This window comes from Hydrogenophaga pseudoflava NBRC 102511, assembly GCF_001592285.1.
Classification (GTDB): domain Bacteria; phylum Pseudomonadota; class Gammaproteobacteria; order Burkholderiales; family Burkholderiaceae_C; genus Hydrogenophaga; species Hydrogenophaga pseudoflava.
In genome coordinates this window covers 282,115-300,485 of sequence record NZ_BCWQ01000002.1, presented here as the reverse complement: position 1 = coordinate 300,485, position 18,371 = coordinate 282,115, and the positions used below count along the sequence as shown (strand labels likewise).

At 67.4% G+C, this 18,371-nt stretch carries 19 protein-coding genes; 10 read left to right on the top strand and 9 right to left on the bottom strand.

The window, feature by feature from the left end; translation table 11 throughout:
* The first annotated feature begins 109 nt into the window (after positions 1-109).
* From HPS01S_RS04300 to HPS01S_RS04275, 6 genes are all read left to right on the top strand, one after another.
* Positions 110-1,297, top strand: coding sequence for a substrate-binding domain-containing protein (locus HPS01S_RS04300; RefSeq protein ID WP_066151586.1), 1,188 nt, complete (start codon positions 110-112; stop codon positions 1,295-1,297).
* A 136-nt stretch (positions 1,298-1,433) separates the two neighbouring features.
* Complete coding sequence (locus HPS01S_RS04295) at positions 1,434-2,201, top strand: ABC transporter ATP-binding protein (RefSeq protein WP_066151584.1); 768 nt, start codon at positions 1,434-1,436, stop codon at positions 2,199-2,201.
* The gene (locus tag HPS01S_RS04290) at positions 2,198-2,935 is read left to right on the top strand and encodes an ABC transporter ATP-binding protein (protein WP_066151583.1); all 738 of its coding nucleotides are present in this window, start codon (positions 2,198-2,200) and stop codon (positions 2,933-2,935) included. Before HPS01S_RS04295 ends, HPS01S_RS04290 begins: the two co-directional genes overlap by 4 nt.
* Complete coding sequence (locus tag HPS01S_RS04285; RefSeq protein WP_066151581.1) at positions 2,932-3,918, top strand: branched-chain amino acid ABC transporter permease; 987 nt, start codon at positions 2,932-2,934, stop codon at positions 3,916-3,918. The genes HPS01S_RS04290 and HPS01S_RS04285 overlap by 4 nt, the downstream gene beginning before the upstream one ends.
* A gap of 10 nt (positions 3,919-3,928) precedes the next feature.
* On the top strand, positions 3,929-5,029 hold the full coding sequence (locus tag HPS01S_RS04280) for a branched-chain amino acid ABC transporter permease (protein WP_066151580.1): 1,101 nt from the start codon (positions 3,929-3,931) through the stop codon (positions 5,027-5,029).
* Positions 5,026-5,895, top strand: a complete 870-nt coding sequence (locus HPS01S_RS04275) for an alpha/beta fold hydrolase (RefSeq protein WP_066151578.1) — start codon at positions 5,026-5,028, stop codon at positions 5,893-5,895. Before HPS01S_RS04280 ends, HPS01S_RS04275 begins: the two co-directional genes overlap by 4 nt.
* A 185-nt stretch (positions 5,896-6,080) precedes the next feature.
* On the opposite strand, the gene HPS01S_RS04270 is transcribed toward HPS01S_RS04275, so the two are convergent.
* From HPS01S_RS04270 to hemH, 4 genes are all read right to left on the bottom strand, one after another.
* The gene (locus HPS01S_RS04270; protein WP_066151576.1) at positions 6,081-6,557 is read right to left on the bottom strand and encodes a hypothetical protein; all 477 of its coding nucleotides are present in this window, start codon (positions 6,555-6,557) and stop codon (positions 6,081-6,083) included.
* 17 nt (positions 6,558-6,574) lie between these two features.
* Positions 6,575-7,027, bottom strand: coding sequence for a hypothetical protein (locus HPS01S_RS04265; protein WP_066151574.1), 453 nt, complete (start codon positions 7,025-7,027; stop codon positions 6,575-6,577).
* 125 nt (positions 7,028-7,152) lie between these two features.
* A complete protein-coding gene (locus HPS01S_RS21435; RefSeq protein WP_084397025.1) occupies positions 7,153-7,800 on the bottom strand; it encodes a DUF4145 domain-containing protein in 648 nt (215 codons plus the stop codon).
* A 183-nt stretch (positions 7,801-7,983) separates the two neighbouring features.
* The gene (hemH, locus tag HPS01S_RS04255; RefSeq protein WP_066151571.1) at positions 7,984-9,075 is read right to left on the bottom strand and encodes a ferrochelatase; all 1,092 of its coding nucleotides are present in this window, start codon (positions 9,073-9,075) and stop codon (positions 7,984-7,986) included.
* Positions 9,076-9,094: 19 nt separating this feature from the next.
* On the opposite strand from hemH, the gene HPS01S_RS04250 reads away from it, so the two are divergent.
* Positions 9,095-9,835 carry an HAD family hydrolase gene (locus HPS01S_RS04250; protein ID WP_066151807.1) on the top strand — a complete coding sequence of 247 codons (741 nt, stop codon included), beginning with the start codon at positions 9,095-9,097 and terminating at the stop codon, positions 9,833-9,835.
* A gap of 3 nt (positions 9,836-9,838) precedes the next feature.
* A complete protein-coding gene (locus tag HPS01S_RS04245) occupies positions 9,839-10,489 on the top strand; it encodes a glutathione S-transferase family protein (RefSeq protein ID WP_066151570.1) in 651 nt (216 codons plus the stop codon).
* Positions 10,490-10,538: 49 nt separating this feature from the next.
* Here the strand turns inward: HPS01S_RS04245 and HPS01S_RS04240 are convergent, their stop codons facing one another.
* The 3 genes from HPS01S_RS04240 to hpnD all read right to left on the bottom strand — a co-directional run bounded on the left by HPS01S_RS04240 (position 10,539) and on the right by hpnD (position 15,230).
* On the bottom strand, positions 10,539-12,968 hold the full coding sequence (locus tag HPS01S_RS04240; protein ID WP_066151568.1) for a Lon protease family protein: 2,430 nt from the start codon (positions 12,966-12,968) through the stop codon (positions 10,539-10,541).
* 76 nt (positions 12,969-13,044) lie between these two features.
* Positions 13,045-14,367, bottom strand: a complete 1,323-nt coding sequence (gene hpnE, locus HPS01S_RS04235) for a hydroxysqualene dehydroxylase HpnE (RefSeq protein ID WP_066151566.1) — start codon at positions 14,365-14,367, stop codon at positions 13,045-13,047.
* Positions 14,364-15,230, bottom strand: coding sequence for a presqualene diphosphate synthase HpnD (gene hpnD, locus HPS01S_RS04230; protein ID WP_066151804.1), 867 nt, complete (start codon positions 15,228-15,230; stop codon positions 14,364-14,366). The genes hpnE and hpnD overlap by 4 nt, the downstream gene beginning before the upstream one ends.
* Positions 15,231-15,345: 115 nt before the next feature.
* On the opposite strand from hpnD, the gene HPS01S_RS04225 reads away from it, so the two are divergent.
* Positions 15,346-15,660 (top strand): high-potential iron-sulfur protein, encoded by a 315-nt coding sequence (locus HPS01S_RS04225; protein WP_066151565.1) that lies wholly within the window; start codon positions 15,346-15,348, stop codon positions 15,658-15,660.
* Positions 15,661-15,670: 10 nt separating this feature from the next.
* Here the strand turns inward: HPS01S_RS04225 and HPS01S_RS04220 are convergent, their stop codons facing one another.
* Positions 15,671-16,372 carry a Crp/Fnr family transcriptional regulator gene (locus HPS01S_RS04220; RefSeq protein ID WP_066151563.1) on the bottom strand — a complete coding sequence of 234 codons (702 nt, stop codon included), beginning with the start codon at positions 16,370-16,372 and terminating at the stop codon, positions 15,671-15,673.
* A gap of 303 nt (positions 16,373-16,675) precedes the next feature.
* On the opposite strand from HPS01S_RS04220, the gene HPS01S_RS04215 reads away from it, so the two are divergent.
* Positions 16,676-17,467 (top strand): sensor histidine kinase, encoded by a 792-nt coding sequence (locus tag HPS01S_RS04215; RefSeq protein WP_079365638.1) that lies wholly within the window; start codon positions 16,676-16,678, stop codon positions 17,465-17,467.
* Here HPS01S_RS04215 and hpnC read toward each other — a convergent pair.
* Positions 17,442-18,347 carry a squalene synthase HpnC gene (gene hpnC / locus HPS01S_RS04210; RefSeq protein WP_066151560.1) on the bottom strand — a complete coding sequence of 302 codons (906 nt, stop codon included), beginning with the start codon at positions 18,345-18,347 and terminating at the stop codon, positions 17,442-17,444. The two genes, HPS01S_RS04215 and hpnC, sit on opposite strands and share 26 nt — an antisense overlap.
* Positions 18,348-18,371: the final 24 nt, after the last annotated feature.

Genomic DNA, 18,371 nt, shown 5'->3' with positions numbered 1-18,371 from the left:
CAAGACAGCAGCAGCTCATTGATTCAAAAGGACTTTTCTTCCTGGCACGGACCGTGCAAAGTGGGTTGGCGTTCACCGGCCCGGTGATCTCATAACCAGGAGACAAGACATGTTCCAGACCACGCGCCGCGTTGCGGTGATGGCCCTTGCCTGCGGCGCCGCCGCTGCCTTCGCCCAGTCGGGCGGCGAAATCCGCATCGCCCACGTCTACAGCAAGACCGGTCCGCTGGAGGCCTACGGCAAGCAGACCCAGGTGGGTCTGATGATGGGTCTGAACTACGCCACGGGCGGCACCATGATGGTCGGCGGCAAGAAGATCGTCGTGATCGAGAAGGACGACCAGGGCAAGCCCGACCTGGGCAAGAGCCTGCTGGCCGCGGCCTACGCCGACGACAAGGCCGACCTGGCCATCGGTCCGACCAGCTCGGGCGTGGCGCTGGCCATGCTGCCGGTGGCCGAGGAATACCAGAAGATCCTGCTGGTCGAGCCCGCGGTGGCCGACTCCATCACCGGCGACAAGTGGAACAAGTACATCTTCCGCACCGGCCGCAACTCCTCGCAGGACGCGATCTCCAACGCCGTGGCGCTGGACAAGGCCGGCACCACCATCGCCACCCTGGCGCAGGACTACGCCTTCGGCCGCGACGGCGTGAAGGCCTTCAAGGACGCGGTGAAGACCGCCAAGATCGTCCACGAGGAATACCTGCCCACCAGCACCACCGACTTCACCGCCGGTGCGCAGCGCCTGATCGACAAGCTCAAGGACGCGCCCGGCCGCAAGGTGATCTTCATCATCTGGGCCGGCGCGGGCAACCCGTTCAAGATCGCCGATCTCGACCTCAAGCGCTACGGCATCGAGATCGCCACCGGCGGCAACATCCTGCCGGCCATGGCCTCGTACAAGAACTTCCCCGGCATGGAAGGCGCCACCTACTACTACTTCGGCATCCCCAAGAACCCGGTGAACGAGGCCATGGTGGCCCAGCACTACACCCAGTTCAAGAGCCCGCCGGACTTCTTCACCGCCGGTGGTTTCAGCTCGGCCATGGCCGTGGTGACAGCACTGAAGAAGACCAACGGCGATGCCAAGGCCGCCACGCTGATCAAGACCATGGAAGGCATGAGCTTCGAGACGCCCAAGGGCACCATGACCTTCCGCAAGGAAGACCACCAGGCCATGCAGAGCATGTACCACTTCAAGATCAAGGTGGACCCGGCCTTTGCCTGGGGCGTGCCTGAGCTGGTGCGCGAGATCAAGCCTTCGGAAATGAACGTTCCCATCCGCAATAAGAAGTAACCCCCCTGCGCCGCTTCGCGGCTTCCCCCAGGGGACAACGCCTGCGGCCCGGCAAAGCCGGTTCCGCGGCGTTTCTGGAAGGTTGCGGCACTCGCCGCAACTGCTCGCGCACTCGCGCTGCGCGTGGAGGAACTTGATGCTTGAAACCACTGACCTCACGGTCCGCTTCGGCGGGCACGTGGCGGTGAATGCTGTCTCCTGCGCGTTCGCGCCGGGCACGCTCACCGCCATCGTCGGCCCCAACGGCGCCGGCAAGACCACCTACTTCAACCTGATCTCGGGCCAGATCAAGGCCACCGCCGGGCGCGTGAAGCTCAACGGCGTGGACATCTCGGCCCAGGGCGCCCCGGCGCGGGCGCAGGCCGGGCTGGGCCGGGCCTTCCAGCTCACCAACCTGTTCCCCAACCTCACGGTGCGCGAGAACGTGCGGCTGGCGGTGCAGGCAAGGGCAGGGGCCGGGCTCAACCTCTGGAAGATCTGGAGCGACCGCAAGGACCTGGTGGTGCGGGCCGACGAGGTGCTGGAGACCGTGGCCCTGGCCGACAAGGGCGACCAGCTCGCGGCCAGCCTGCCGCACGGCGACCAGCGCAAGCTCGAAGTGGGCATCCTGATGGCGCTGGAGCCGCAGGTCTTCATGTTCGACGAACCCACCGCCGGCATGAGCGTGGACGAGGTGCCGGTGATCCTGAACCTGATCCGCCAGCTCAAGGCCGACAAGACCAAGACCATCCTGCTGGTCGAACACAAGATGGACGTGGTGCGCGAACTCTCGGACCGCATCATCGTGCTGCACAACGGCGAGCTGGTGGCCGACGGCGAGCCGGCCACCGTGATCGCCTCGCCGGTGGTGCAGCAGGCCTACCTCGGCATCAACCCCGAAGAAAAAGAAGAGGTGGCCGCATGAGCGAGGCGCTGCTGAAACTCGAAGGCGTGCACACGCACATCGGGGCCTATCACATCCTCCACGGCGTCGACCTGGTCGTGCCCAAGGGCGAGCTGACCATGCTGCTGGGCCGCAACGGCGCGGGCAAAACCACCACGCTGCGGACCATCATGGGCCTGTGGCACGCCAGCCAGGGCCGCATCACGCTGGCGGGGCAGGACATCACCGCGCGCCAGACGCCCGAGATCGCCACCAGCGGCGTGGCCTACGTGCCCGAGAGCATGGGCATCTTCTCCGACCTGTCGGTGCGCGAGAACATGCTGCTGGCCGCGCGCGGCGCGCGCACGCTCGACGACATCGACACCACGCGGCTCGAATGGATCTTCGGCCTGTTCCCGGCCATGAAGAAGTTCTGGAACCACCCGGCCGGCAAGCTCAGCGGCGGGCAGAAGCAGATGCTGGCGGTCTCGCGCGCCATCGTCGAGCCGCGCCAGCTGCTGCTGATCGACGAGCCCAGCAAGGGCCTGGCGCCCGCGATCATCCAGAACATGATCGCGGCCTTCCGCGAACTCAAGGCCGCGCAGACCACCATCCTGCTGGTCGAGCAGAACTTCAATTTCGCCAAACAGCTGGGCGACAGCGTGGCCGTGATGGACGACGGGCGCGTGGTGCACAGCGGCGCCATGGCCGAACTGGCCGCCGACGAATCCCTGCAATCGAAACTGCTCGGCCTGAGCCTGGGAGCGCACCAATGAGCCTGTTCAAAGACATGGACTGGAAGCCCATGGCCCTGGTGCCGCTGCTGGCGCTGGCCGCGCTGCCGGCCGTCGGCAGCCCCTCGACCTGGCTGACGCTGACCGTGGCCGGCCTGGCCATGGGCATGATCGTCTTCATCATCGCCTCGGGCCTCACGCTGGTGTTCGGCCTGATGGACGTGCTGAACTTCGGCCACGGCGTGTTCATCGCGCTCGGCGCCTTCGTGGCCACCACGGTGCTGGGCAGCATGAACGCCTTCACCACCGCCGACAGCCTCTGGACCAACCTGCTCGCGCTGCTGCCGGCCATGCTGGTGGCGATGGCGGTGGCCGGCGCGCTGGGCCTGGTGTTCGAGCGCTTCATCATCCGGCCCGTCTACGGCATGCACCTCAAGCAGATCCTGATCACCATGGGCGGCATGATCATCGGCGAGGAGATGATCAAGGTCATCTGGGGGCCGGAGCAGATTCCGCTGCCGCTGCCCGAGGGCCTGCGCGGCTCGCTGCTGATCGGCGACGCGGCCGTGGAGAAGTACCGCATCGTCGCGGTGCTGGTGGGTGCCGCGGTGTTCGCCGCCATGGTCTGGACGCTCAACCGCACCAAGGTCGGCCTGCTGATCCGCGCCGGTGTGCAGGACCGCGAGATGGTCGAGTCGCTGGGCTACCGCATCCGGCGCCTGTTCGTCGGCGTGTTCGTGGCCGGCAGCGCGCTGGCCGGGCTGGGCGGCGTGATGTGGGGCCTGTACCAGCAGAACGTGGTGCCGCAGATGGGCGCGCAGGTCAACGTGCTGATCTTCATCGTCATCATCATCGGCGGCCTCGGCTCCACGCTGGGCGCGCTGATCGGCGCGCTGCTGGTGGGCCTGATGGCCAACTACACCGGCTTCCTGGTGCCCAAGGTGGCGCTGTTCTCCAACATCGCGCTGATGGTCGCCATCCTCTTGTGGCGTCCGCAGGGCGTCTACCCGGTGACCAGCCGTTGAAAGCCTGACCATGCTGCAACGACTTCTCTCCAAAGACCTGCCGCGCAGCCCCTGGCTGGCGGCGCTGCTGGTGCTGCTGTTCCTGGGCCTGGCCTTCGCACCCTTCCTGTTCCCGGGCGTGAAGGCGCTCAACGTGGCGGCCAAGATCCTGATCTTTGTCGCGCTGGTGGCCAGCTTCGACCTGCTGCTGGGCTACACCGGCATCGTCAGCTTCGCCCACACCATGTTCTTCGGCATCGGCGCCTACGGCGTGGCCATCGCGCTCAACTCGGTGGAAGAAGCGTCCTTCGGCACCATCCTGCTCGGCGTGGTGTGTGCGCTGCTGGTGTCCACGCTGCTGTCGCTGCTGATCGGCCTGTTCTCGCTGCGGGTGCGCGCCATCTTCTTCGCCATGATCACGCTCGCTGTGGCCTCGGCCTTTCTCACGCTGGCCTCGCAGCTGTCGGACTTCACCGGCGGCGAAGACGGCCTCACCTTCAGCGTGCCCGAGCTGCTCTCGCCCGGCTTCGCGCTGAGCGAAGAACCGCTGGCGCTGCCCTGGGGCGAGGTCAACCTCAACGGCAAGCTGCTCACCTACTACCTCATCTTCGCCAGCGTCTGCGCCATCTTCCTCACGCTGCTGCGCATCGTGAACTCGCCCTTCGGCCGCGTGCTGCAGGCCATCCGAGAAAACGACTTCCGCGCCGAGGCGCTGGGCTACCGCACCGTCGTCTACCGCACGCTGTCCAACGTGCTCTCAGCCCTGTTCGCCACCCTGGCCGGTTGCCTGCTCGCGCTCTGGCTGCGCTACAACGGGCCGGACACCTCGCTGTCCTTCGAGATCATGCTGGACATCCTGCTCATCGTCGTCATCGGCGGCATGGGCACGCTCTACGGCGCACTCATCGGCAGCGTGCTCTTCGTGCTGGCGCAGAGCTACCTGCAGGACCTGCTGCGCGTCGCGGGCGAGGCCACGGCCGGCGTGCCGCTGCTGCCGGCGCTGCTCACACCCGACCGCTGGCTGCTCTGGCTGGGCCTGCTGTTCGTGCTCTCGGTCTACTACTTCCCCACCGGCATCGTCGGCAAGCTGCGCGAACGCGCCGTGCTCGCGCGGCTGAAAGGCATGAAATGAACGACTCCGCTGTTGTGCCCCAGTCGCGCTACCTCACCTGCGAAGGCCGCGAAATCCACTTCATGGACTGGGCGCGCGCGCCCGGCACCACCGACCACGGCACCGTCATCGCCTGGCACGGCCTGGCCCGCACCGGCCGCGACATGGACCCGCTGGCCGCGCACCTGAGCGCGCTGGGCTACCGCGTGATCTGCCCCGACACCATCGGCCGCGGCCTCTCGCAATGGAGCCCCGAGCCCAAGGCCGAGTACTGCCTGGCCTTCTACGCCAAGCTCGCGCGCTCGCTGGTCGACCAGCTGGCGTTGGACCAGTTCCACTGGGTCGGCACCTCCATGGGCGGCGCCATCGGCATGGTCGCCGCCGACGGCCTGCTGCGCGGCCGCATCCTGCGCCTGGTGCTCAACGACAACGGCCCCAAGCTCGCCGACGCCGCCATCGAACGCATCCGCAGCTACGCCGGCAACCCGGCCAGCTTCGCGACGGTGAGCGAGCTGGAGCAGTACTTCCGCACCGTCTACAAACCCTACGGCTGGCTCAACGACGCGCAGTGGACGCTGCTGACCGAAAGCTCGGTGCGCCGCCTGCCCGACGGCCGCGTCACGCCGCACTACGACCCGGCCATGGTGATGCAGTTCACCGAACACCCGGGCGACTACGACCGCTGGCCCGAATACGACCGCATCGACATCCCGGTGCTGTGCCTGCGCGGCGCCGAGTCCGACCTGCTGCTGGCCGACACCGCCGAACAGATGCGCGACCGCGGGCCGCGGGCGCTGGTGGTGACGATTGCGGGCTGTGGGCATGCGCCGGCGCTGAATGTGCCGGAGCAGTTGCAGTTGGTCAGCCGGTTTTTGGCGGGGCAGTGAGGCTTGGACGAAGTGAGTCGGCCAAGAGGGACATGGAAGGTGGCAATACCGCTCGCGACAGTTCGTGTCGAGTGTCCCGATTAGCGAAAAGATGACCGACGCGCAGTGGCATGGGCTTCACGGCACCACGTGAGCTCGTGCGCCACGCGGCTCCATGCTGCTGAGTGTCCGTGTTGATCGACCAGTTAAAGGCCATGCTTCCGCCTCTCGATTCTCGCTTCATCACTTCCGTCGCGCTCTGCTACCCCATACCAATATGCGGCTTTGGTTCGGTCGGGCTGGATTCCCAGAGACCCTGCCAACCAGATGCGCGCAGCAGCGAGCGCTACGTGTGCACCCGCACCGTGCATGGCTGCTTGTTCTATGTGATGCAGGCGCCGCATGGGTGCCTCGTCATAAGGCAATGAGCACACCTTCATGTCGTAAGCAAATGCCAGTTGGAGGTGGGCATCTACGTCTCCCTGCTTCATCTCCTTTTCCACTCTGTCCACGAGCCGCACAGCTTCGACGTGCGACAGTTCCTCGCCTGCGGCTCGCCACGCATAGGAGGCAAGCGCGGCGAGGTTTCCACGTTCGATTTCGGCTTTGAGAATCTCCATTGCCTCGGCCTTGCGGCCTGCGACGCGAAGTTCCGCAACGGCGAGCTGCCAGGGTTTCTGCATGGGTGTTCCTGTTTAGGTTAGTCCGTGCTGCTCTCGTACACGCGGTAGTGGCCGTCAGAAAAGACCCAATGGGCTTGCTCACGGAGCAATTCGATGGCCTTTGATGTTGCTCGTGCGACGGCAGCCTCGCTACCACCAATGCTGTCCCAGCGAAAGCCGATGAGCCGGACATGGCAACCGCGATATGGATTCGTGTTGTGTGAGGCAATCAGTCCGTCGACTACCGCTTCAGCGACAGCGTGTTGAATGCGCAGGGCGTACTCTGCGTTGAACTCCTCCGGCCACTCGACCGCCACCGAGAAGTTGAGTTCCGCCGACGGCTCTGCGCGAAGTTTCACGAACGCATAGCTCGAAGGATGACCGTACCGACCTTTGAACTCGAACTCAACTTCATGCGCCGTAGAAAGCACGTGGTGGTTGCGGGACGTCTTCTGCAGCGCCCAGTTCGCAAGGAGTTGGTCTTGGTTCATTGTTAGAGCGCCATTGAAAGATAGGTGGATTCAAGTCCGCCACGATAATCTCGTTTTTCTACCCATTGAGTTCCGGGACTAAATCGGCTTTTTGTGCGAGGCGCCTTGCAACGAAGGGTTGCGCCTCATGCGGGCGCGTACCTTGAAATGAACTCAAGTGTGCCTCTCATAAGGCGCTCGACATCTTCTCGTTTCAATGACTCCTTATTGTGGGCTGCGTCGTTTCCAACTGCTGCGAGGGCAGTGACGTTCAGCATCATCGCCTTGTCATACTGCACCGTTTCACAACGATAAAGAGCTTGATTCAGGTCCGCAAGCGTCGGACGATCCTTTCCTGGCATACAGTTCGCGCCAACGCACAGTTCACGAAGTCTTTCTTCGAGCACGGCACGGAAAATTACTCCCGCGGCAAGAAAATAACCCTCGTTGAGGAGGTACTGGCCCTGCTCGAAAAGATCGGAAAACGCCTCAGCCATTACCAGATCTCTGTATGAGGTAAGCAATCCATTTTCGATCGCATACTTCACTGTCTCAAGAGCTGCTAGCGGGCCTTGCACGTATACGGTAGGTATCAGCACTCCATCGTGAGCAAGACGCGGCGCCCAAGGAGCCAGCATTTTGCCGCCAATATTGCGAAGAAGGATAAGTTCGTTAGACCAGCGACGAAGACTGTCCCGATCTTGGATAGAGTCACCGTATGTAGACTCCAACATGCGGTGCGCATCTTGAATCAATTTGTCAATTAGATCAACGAGTTTCTGCGGCTGATTCATGGTGTGTATGCGACCTAATTTGATTTAAACGGCAAGACGCCGGATATGCATAACCGCCGCCGTTAAACGTAGTCTCATCGAATTCAGGAAGGCGCTGTGAAATTAAGCGACTAGGCAACTCCACCGCAAGCAGGCGCCGGTATATCAGATTCGCCCAATCCAGCGGCCGAATCCTGATCATCCTCAATCCCTCGCCCCCCGCGCCAACGCCCGTTCCCGGCTCGCCGCCAACTGCATCGGATCGTCCGCCTGCTTCGTCGGCCAGCCCTGCAGATGCCGTTCGCTCAGGTCGGCGAGTGCCCGAATCCAGTCCGGGCTGTCGTTGAGGCAGTCGATGTATTCGAAGCGCTGGCCGCCCGCGTGTTTAAAGGCTTCCTGCGCTTCCATGCGGATTTCTTCCAGCGTCTCCAGGCAGTCGCTGGTGAAGCCGGGGCAGACCACGTCCACGCTCTTGAGCCCTTTCTGCGCCAGCGCGATCAGGGTCGGCTCGGTGTAGGGCTCCAGCCATTTGGCCTTGCCGAAGCGCGACTGGAAGGTGACGGTGTAGTCGTCCTTGGTGAGGCCCAGCTTCTCGGCCAGCATGCGCGCGGTTTTCAGGCACTCGCAGTGGTAGGGGTCGCCCAGCAGCAGGGTGCGCTCGGGCACGCCGTGGAAGCTCATCACCAGGTGGTCGCCCTGGCCGTGGTGCATCCAGTGCGCGCGGATCTTGCGGTGCAGCGCGTCGATGTAGCCCAGGTCGTCGTGGTAGCGGTTGACGAAGCGCAGCTCGGGGATGTGGCGGATCTTCTGGCTCCAGGTGGAGACGGCGTCGATCACGCTGGCGGTGGTGGTGCCGCTGTACTGCGGGTAGGCCGAGAGCACCAGCACGCGGGTCACGCCCTGGGCCTTGAGTTCGTCGAGCACGGACGGGATCGAAGGGTTGCCGTAGCGCATGGCGTAGCGCACGGTGACCTGGTGGCCGCGTTCGCCGAGGTAGCCGCGCAGCAGCGTGGCCTGCTTCTCGGTCCAGACCTTCAGCGGCGAGCCCTCGGGCGTCCAGATGCTGGCGTACTTGGCGGCCGACTTCTTGGGCCGCACGCGCAGGATGATGCCGTGCAGGATCAGCAGCCACAGCGCGCGCGGAATCTCTACCACGCGGGGGTCGCCCAGGAACTCGGCGAGGTAGCGGCGCAGGGCCGGTGCCGTGGGTTCGTCGGGGGTGCCGAGGTTGCACAGCACGATGGCCGTGCGGGGCGCCTGGCCATGTTTGAAAGCGGGTTCGGTCTGGAAGGGCATGCGCTATTCTCCCGCAGCCATGAAGACCCCCGAGCCCCTGCGCACCCATGTTCCCGACCAGGGCCTGCACCTGTCCCGCATCCGCGCGATCACGCTGGATCTGGACGACACGCTCTGGCCCATCTGGCCCACCATCGAACGCGCCGAGCGGGTGCTGCAGGACTGGCTGGACACACACGCGCCGGCCACCGCCGCGCTGGGCCGTGACCGCAACACCCTGCGCGAGGCCCGCAACCAGATGGTGACGATGCGGCCCGACCTTGCACTAGACATGAGCGGCCTTCGGCGGGAGTCGATCCGCTGGCTGCTGCAGCGCGCGGGCGAGGACCCGGCGCTGGCCGAGCCGGCCTTCGAGGTCTTTTTTGCCGAGCGGCACCGGGTGGAGCTGTTTGAAGACGCGCTGCCGGCGCTCGAATACCTGGCCAGCCGGTTCCCGGTGGTGGCGCTGTCCAACGGCAACGCCGACGTGCACCGCGTCGGCATTGGCGCGCATTTCCACGCTTCGTTGCACGCGGGCGGTTTCGGCGTCGGCAAGCCCGACGTTCGCATCTTTCACGCCGCAGCCGAGGCCGCGGGCGTGGCGCCGCACGAGGTGCTGCACATCGGCGACGACGCGCACCTGGACGGTGTGGGCGCGCTGAACGCCGGCATGCAGCTGGCCTGGCTGAACCGCGCCGGCCACGCCTGGGAACACGCGCCGCTGGTGCCGCACCTCACGGTGGGCGACCTGCACGCGCTGTGCCGCGCGCTGGAGGGCTGACGAATGACGCTGAGCATCCACGGCATTGCGGCCTCGCGGGCGCTGCGCCCGCTGTGGGCCGCCACCGAGCTGGGCCTCAGTTTCAATCACGTGCCCACGCCCTACCAGGGCGGCGCGACCCGCATGCCCGAATTCCTGGCGCTCAACCCCAACGGCCACATCCCGGTGGTGGTGGACGCGCGGCCGGAGGGCGAGGTGGTGGTGTGGGAGAGCATGGCCTGCGCGCTCTACATCGCGCGCCACCACGGCGTGGGCGACGGGGCGTCGATCACACCGGCCACGCCGCGCGAAGACGCCGAGGCGCTGCGCTGGAGCTTCTGGGCCGTGAACGAAGCCGAGGCCGACGCACTCACGGTGCTCATGCACCGCATGGTGATGCCCGCCGAGCGACGCAAACCCGAGCTGGCGCTGGTGGCCGCGAAGCGGCTGGCCGTGCCACTGCGTGTGATCGAGCAACACCTGCAGCAGCAGCACACGCGCGGCGAGCGCCATCTGGCGGCGGACCGTTTCACGGTGGCCGACCTGTGCGTGGCCAGCGTGCTGAACTGGGCCAGACCGGCGCGCGAGCTCATGGCTGCGCACCCGCTCACGCACGACTGGATCCGGCGCTGCATCGAACGCCCGGCGCACCTGGCCGCGAAGGCGCTGGGCTGAACGAAAAACCCCTGCCGCGCTGCGCGCGACCCAAAGGCGAAGCTTCCCTTCAGGGCCGGAGCCGCCTCGTCCGCCCCGCCGATCCGGCGCGCTGGCAGGCGCGGCGGTAGGCCTGCAGGGTCTGCTGCGCGCGCCCGAGCACGCTCTCGGCCGGGTAGTCCACCTCCACCGCAGGCGCCACCGGCAGGCCCGAGGGCAGGCCGGTCAGCAGCTCCAGCCCTTCGCTGAGGTGGGCGGCGGTGTGGATGTGGAAGCGGCCTTGCTCAACGGCCTCGACCACAGGGCGCTCCAGCATCAGGTGGCGCAGGTTGCGCGCGGGCATCAGCACGCCCTGGCGGCCGTCCAGGCCCGAGGCTTCGCAGACGCGGAACCAGCCCTCGATCTTCTCGTTGATGCCGCCCACGGGCAGCACCTCGCCGTGCTGGTTGAGCGCGCCCGTGACCGCAATACCCTGGTTGAGCGGCACACCCGAGAGCGCCGAAAGCACGGCGAAGAGCTCGGCGCACGATGCCGAGTCGCCCTCCACGCCGTGGTACTCCTGCTCGAACACGATGGAGGCGTTGAGCGCCAGCGGCGCCAGGTGCGCGAACAGGGCCGTGAGGTAGCTGTGCAGGATCAGCACGCCCTTGTCGTGGATGGGACCCGACATCTCGACCTCGCGTTCGATGTTGAGCAGGCCCTGCGTGCCCGCGTGGGTGCGCGCGCTCACACGCACCGGCAGGCCAAAGCGCCAGTCGCCCAGGTCGATCTGGGTCAGACCGTTGATCTGGCCCACCTGCTCGCCGTGCAGCGTGATCAGGCGCTCGCCCTCGGCGATGGATTCGCGCAGGCGCTGCTCGGGGTAGTTGTGGCGCTGGCGCCGCGCATCCAGCGCCGCGTCCACGTCTTCCCGTTCGACCCGGCTGGCGCCGCGCGCGCGGCACATGCCGGCGCTCTCGGCCACCAGGGCCTCGGTGCGCGCGAAGATGGCGCTCTGGCGCGTCTGGTCGTCCACCTGGCGGTGGGCGTCCTCGATCAGTCGGGCCACGGCCGGCGCCGACAGGTGGGGCAGGCCCAGTTTGCGGCAGGTGTGGGCCACGAACAGCGCGCTGGCCGCGCGGGTCTCGTCGCTGGCCGGAAAGCTCTCGGCGAAATCCACCTTGACCATGAAGTGGCGCGCGAACTCGGGGTCGGCCTCCTGCACCGCGTAGTACTCGTCCACCGATCCGATCAGCACGATCTTGGTCTCCACGTCCACCGCCTCGGGTTGCAGCGAGACGGCCGCCATGGGCATCAGCGAGCTGCCGGGCTCCTCGATCTGCACCCGGCCCGAGCGCATGAAGCGGCGCAGCTTTTCCCACACGAGTTCGTCGGCCAGCAGGTCGCGCAGGTGCAGCAGCAGGAAGCCGCCGTGGGCGCGGATCAGGCTGCCCGCGCGCACGCGGAAGAAGTCGGTCATCATCACGTCCTCCTCGGCCTGGTACTCGATGCGGCCAAAGAGCGTGTGGAACACCGGGTTGTCTTCCGCGATCACCGGCGCGCCCGACAGGTCGGCGTTGTCCACCACCAGGTTGACGCGGTAACCCAGCAGCAGCTGGGCCAGCGCTTCCTGGCGCGCCTCGTCGTCGCTGTCCTGCGCGATGAAGAGCTCGATGTGTTCGAGCACGTCGTGCTGCACCTGGTCGAGGTAGCTCCCGAGCTTGACGGAGTCCTTGATCTGCTTCTTCAGGCTCACGCGGATGGTCTGCAACTCGTGGTCGAGCAGGGGCTTGACGGTCTGGCGGCGCAGCGCGGCCAGGCCTTCGTTCATCACCCGCAGCATGGGGCGGGTCTTTTCCAGGAAGCGTGCGATCTCATCGCGCAGCTCCTGCTCGGCCTTGTCGATCTCGGCGCGTCGGTCTTTGGAGAGCGCGCGTGCCTCGGCCTCGGTCAGCGCGGCGCCCTTTTCACCGATGAGGGTGAACACCAGATGGCCCGATTCGCGAAACAGATTGAAGCTGCGCGCCTCGGCGAAGGCGTTGAGCTCGCCATAGGCCTTGGCCTCCTCGGCCTGGTAGGCGTTCTGGATGCGCTCGCTCTCGGCCTTGAAGTCTTCGCTGCTCAGGCGCAGCGGGATCTCGCTCTGCAGGAAACGTGAGAGTTTGCCCATGAGCTGGCGCAGCTCGCGCCCTTGGCCGGCGGGCATGCGCAGGGCGCGCGGGCGCTCGGGGGCGTCGAAGTTGTGCAGGTAGCACAGGTCGGGCGGCACCGGGCGTTCGGCGGCCACCGCCCGCGTCAGCTGCCGCAGCAGCGTGGCGCGCCCGCTGCCCACCTCGCCCAGCACGAACAGGTTGTAGTCGGGCTGGTCCATCGCCAGGCCAAAGCGCGCGGCCGTTTCGGCGCGCTCCTGGCCGATCCAGGGCAGGGCGCCGGTGGGCAGCGTGGACGTGTCGACGAAGCCCAGCGAGGCGGGGTCGATGCGAAGGCTCAGTTGCTCGGGGGCGAGGCGGGTGGTGGTCATGGGCAGGTCTCTCGGGTCGGTGTGGCCATGATGCGCAGATTGAGGGGGCGCGCCAAGCCCGGGCGTCAAACCGGCGTCAACCGGCCCGCGCCACCGCCGCCAGACCGCTGCGCACCGCACCTTCGATCGTGGCCGGGTAGGGGCCGTCGATGTAGTCGCCCGCCGCCCAGAGCCCAGGCGCGATGGCGGTGGCCGGGCGCTTCAGCGCGGGCGTGCAGGCGAAGGTGGCGCGTTTTTCCACCACCGTCTGGATGGCTTGCAGATTCGGCCATCCCAGCTGTTGGCCAGCCTGTGCCAGCACCCTTTGCTGCAGTTCGTCGCGTTCGCCCTCGCTGGCGCTGACCACAAAGGCCAGCACCCCCTGGGCGGACGGGTCGTCCGGGCGCAACTGGCCGCGGTCGAACGCGAACTGCGCCGGCGCGTCGGGGCTGTTGCGCAGCGCGAGCATGGGCGCCGGCAGGCGCGCATCAGGCGCCCAGGCATAGACCGTGGTGATGGCGGTGAAGTCCAGCTGGCGGGTTTGAGCCGCCCAGTCGCGCCGCGCGGTGCTGCTGGCGCTCTCGCCGGTGGCGGCGCCGATGGTCGACGCGGCGTGGCTGGCCGCGGTGGCCCAGATCACCCGGTCGAAGTCTTCCGACCAGCCGTCGCCTGCCAGCGTCCAGCCTGATTCAGTGTCCTGCAGGGCCGTGACCCGCGTGCCCAGCCGCACCCGCGCGCCGAGATGGCGGCAGGCGGCGTCGGGCAGCAGCGCGCCGAGGTCGTCGCGCGGCAGCAGCAGGGCCGAGGCGGACCAGCGCCCGAAGCCCTGGCCGAACAGCGCGTCGCGCATGACCGCCAGGAACACCTGCGCGCTGGCCTGGGCCGCGGGCAGGTTCAGCGCCGAGACGCACAGCGGCTCGATCAGCTCGTCCATCGCACGGGCGGGCAGGGCGCGGCACAGCTCGCCCACCGTGAGCGAAGGCGGGCAGACAAAACCCGAGCGCTGCCACGCCAGCGAGGCGCGCACCAGCGCAAGCCGCTCGCCCCATGACCAGCCGCTCGCGGTCAGGATCGCGGCCACGGCGTCCAGCGGCGCCGGCCATCGCGCGGCCCAGGCGGGCGTCTGCAGGCCGCCGCCGTCGGGGTAGGGCAGGGACAACGGAGTGCCGAGCAGGACCTGTTCCGGCTCGATGCCCAGGCGCTGCATCAGGCCCAGCGTATAGCGGTAGGCACCGATCAGGATGTGCTGGCCGTTGTCCAGCCGCAGTGGTACGCCGTCGGGCCGCGTGGCGGGCAAGGCGCGGGCGCGGCCGCCGGGCGTGCGAGTGGCTTCGAACAGGGTGACGTCTGCGCCCAGGTCCATCGCCTCCACGGCGGCGGCCAGGCCTGCCCAGCCGGCACCAACAACCGCCAGCTTCACAACCGTCCCAAGGCTTGCACCTTCCACGCCAGCCAGAACTTGCGCAGTGGCGTCAGGCTCACGCGCTGCGTCAGCACCAGCACGGGGTCGGCGGCGATCTCCTGCAGCAGGGTGCGGTAGATGCTGGCCATCATCAGGCCCGGCTTCTGGGCGCGGCGGTCGGTTTCGGGCAGCAGCGCCAGCGCCTCGTCGTAAGTCGAGAGCGCGCGCTCGCACTGGAAGCGCATCAGTTCCAGGAAACGGCGTTCGAAGTCGGCCTTGTCCATGCCGGGGGCGGCGCCGCGCTTGATCAGTTCGTGCGCCTTCACGTCGAAGCGCTGCAGCTCGTTGACCGGCAGGTAGATGCGGCCGCGCGCCGCGTCCTCGCCCACGTCGCGCACGATGTTGGTCAGCTGGAAGGCCAGACCCAGCCGGTGGGCGTAGTCGGTGGTGCGCGGGTCGGTCTGGCCGAAGATGCGCGCCGCCACCTCGCCCACGATGCCAGCCACCAGGTGGCAGTACTGCTGCAGGTTGGCGAAGTCGAGGTAGCGGCTCTGGTCCAGGTCCATCTGGCAGCCGTCGATCACGGCCAGCAGGTGCCGCGCCTCGATGCCGAAGGTGGCGGTGTGCGGCATCAGAGCCTGCAGCGCCGGGTGGTGCGCACGGCCGCCGAAGGCCTGGGCGACCTGCTGCCGCCACCAGCCCAGCTTGGCCTGGGCCACACCGAGGTCGCTGACCTCGTCGACCACGTCGTCGACCTCGCGGCAGAAGGCGTAGAAGGCGGTGATGGCGGCGCGGCGCTCGGGCGGCAGGAACAGGAAGGCGTAATAGAAGCTGCTGCCGGAGGCTGCGGCCTTCTGCTGGGCGTAGTCTTGCGGGTTCATGGGCATGGTGGTGGACGCCAAGTGTACGCAGCCGCTGCGGCCCTGCTTAAGTGCTTCTTCAGTCCTCGTGTTTAGGCTGCGAACGCGATTTCGCACACAACCCCACGAGGTATCCATGAAGAATTCCAGTCGTCGCGTGTTCATGCTCCAGGTGGCCGCCGGTTCGGCCCTGCTGTCTGCTGTCGCGGCACAGGCACAGACCTTGCCCATGGTCAACGAGAAGGACGCCCAGCCCATGGCCCTGGGCTACGTTGCCGACACCAACAAGGCCGACGGCAAGAAGTTTCCCAAGCACGCCGCCACCCAGAAGTGCGGCAACTGCACGCTCTACACCGGCAAGCCCGATGCGCCCTCGGGCCCCTGCGGCATCTTCCCGGGCAAGGCGGTGGCCGTGGGTGGCTGGTGCAGCGCCTACGCCAAGAAGGCCTGAGCGGCGCCCGCTACCCCTCGGCGAACACGCGCTCGTGCCCCGGCGCCAGGGTCACGTGCCAGCGGTCGTTGCGCTGCAGGTGGCCCTGGTCTTCCAGCTGCCGCAGCGTGCGCGCCACCGATTCGCGTGTGGTCCGCAGCAGTTCGGACAAGGCCACATGGCTGGGGATGCGGACCATGCGGGTGCCCTGTTCGTGTGCCAGCAGCATCAGCGAAGCCACCAGCTGGCGGTGCAGGCCCCGCAGCCGCATCGTCTGTCCCCAGTCGGCCAGGCGGGCGACGGTCCGGCAGATCTGCTCGTGCAGGGTGTCCTGAAGCACCGGGTCCTTGACCAAGGCGCCGAGCATGGCCGCGACCGGCACGTCGCAGATCCGTCCGGGCGACAGCGCCTGCGCCCCGACCTGCGTGGTCTGGCCGAGCAGGCCCATCAGCCCCATGAGATGCCCGCGCCCGACCAGCGCCACCGGACGCGGCACATGGTCTGGCCCCGAGCGGGTGAGCATCACCGTGCCCAGCTTGATGGTGCGCACCGTTTCAACCTCCGCGCCTTCGGCCTGCAAGACCTCGCCTTTGCGGAACCGCTGTTCCCGGATCAGCGGGCCCAGACGGTCCTGCTGCGGGCGCGGCATCTGGCCGATCAGGCAGCTGATGCGCGCCGCGCAGTCCAGGCAGGGCAGCGGCGGATCGGTGAAAGGAGGTTCTGAGGGCGACATGATCGTGCGGTTCGCCGCGGCCGGCGGGGAGCTTGGTTTTGACGGACCGTTCCTGATCCATCGGCGCGTCCCTCCCGGGCTTGAGGTCTGCTGCACTTCTCGCCCGGGAGAACCCCGGGTTTGCCACAGAGGCCCGGATGGCGGCACCACAAACTGCGCGTGCCGTCACATTCGTAATGAATAAATGCATCCGAGTTGGGTCCTGGCTGCAAGGACGCAAAGGTTTGCACGTCGACAGCGGTTAGTGTCGGGCGCTTGCCACATGCAGGGTTTTCGCCTTCTTCCGGACGCCGCCTTCCTGTCATGACTTCGCCCAGAGATTCCCACCACCCGCTCGCGCTGCGTTCGGACCCGGCGTCGCCGTCGGGAACCGGCACCGTGGGTGATCCGGCCATCGCCGCACGGCTGGCATCGGCCGAGCAGACCCTGCGGGACATTTCCCATGCGCTGGCCCACGACCTGCGGACCTCGCTGCGGCACGTGGCGAGCTACGCCCAGCTGCTGGGCGACCCGTCATACGCAGGGCAGCCGGGCCAGGTGACCCGGCTGTCACACAAGGTGATGGATTCCACGCGGCGGCTGCAGCACCTGATGGAATCGGTCTCTGCGCTGGCGCGGCTGCAGGCGGCAGACCTCCGCCCGATCCGTGTGGACGTGGACCAGATGGTGCAGGTGGTCCTCCGGGACCTTCAGCTGGGCCAGCGCAGCCATCCCGTGTCGTGTGTGCTGGCGCCGGGGCTGCCGCCCGCATTTGCCGACGCGGCGCTGCTGCGCCGGGTCTGGGAAGAGCTGCTGGACAACGCACTGCGCCACGCTCTCAGCCATGATCGGCCCCGCATCGAGGTGAGCTGCGAGGCGGTGCCGGGAGGCCACGCCTATTTCGTGCACGACAACGGTCTGGGGTTCGAGCCCGAGAAAGCGGCCGAGCTGTTCGGGCTGTTCCAGCGCGCGCAGGGCGCACCGGCCCCCAGCCTGGGGGTGGGGCTGGCCCTGGTGCGGCGCATCGTCGAATGCCACGGGGGCCGGGTCTGGGCCACGGCCCGTCCCGGCGAAGGCGCCCGCTTCGGTTTCAGCCTGCCGGTTGGCGGGGGTTGAGGTTCGCTCCGGACACCGCCCGCCAGAGCATCAGCGGCAGGTCGGCCTTGCCGACGGTCGGTCGCTGCAGCCAGCTTCGGTGGTCGATGGCGGCGATCTTGTCCAGGATGCGCAGGCCGCCCTGGACCACCAGGCGCAGCTCCCAGCCGGCCCGTCCGGGAATGCGGCGCGCCAGCGGCGCCCCTTCGAGCATCAGCGCCCGGGCCTCTTCGCACAAACGGCGCACCACCTGTCGGCAGCGCTCCTGCACCTCGGGCGGCGCGCCGGCCGAGAACTCCTCCAGCCGCAGACCCTGGCCCTGCAGCGCATCGGCGGGCAGGTAGTGCCGCCCCCGGGCGTGGTCCACCGAGATGTCCTGCCAGAAGTTGATCAGTTGCAGCGCGCTGCACACCGCGTCGCTCTGGAGCAGTGATTCATCGTCGTGGATGCCATAGAGATGCAGGAGCAGCCGTCCGACCGGATTGGCCGAGAGGCGGCAGTAGGCCAGCAGTTCGGCGGTGTCGGCATACACATGGCCGCTGGCGGTGTGGCGGATGTCCTGTTCGAACGCGCTCAGCAGGTCGTGCAACAGATCGCCTGGCAACCGGTGGCGCTCGGCCGCCCGGGCCAGCGGACCGAACACCTGGGGCCATTGCGCCGCATCCGCCGGCTCGGCAGCCGATGCCAGACAGCGCGCCAGCGCGGTGCGGTAGGCCGATAGCTGGTCCAGTCGCTCGGGCGCGGTGGCGGCCCCCTCGTCAGCAATGTCGTCCGCGGTGCGCGCAAAGTGGTAGATCGCCACCACCGCCGGACGGATCGCTGCCGGGCAGAGCCAGGACGCCACCGGAAAATTTTCATAGTGACCGACCTCGGTAGTCATTGGGCTGGCGGACGGTGGCATGGGCGGCGGGCGCTGCAGGGGTTG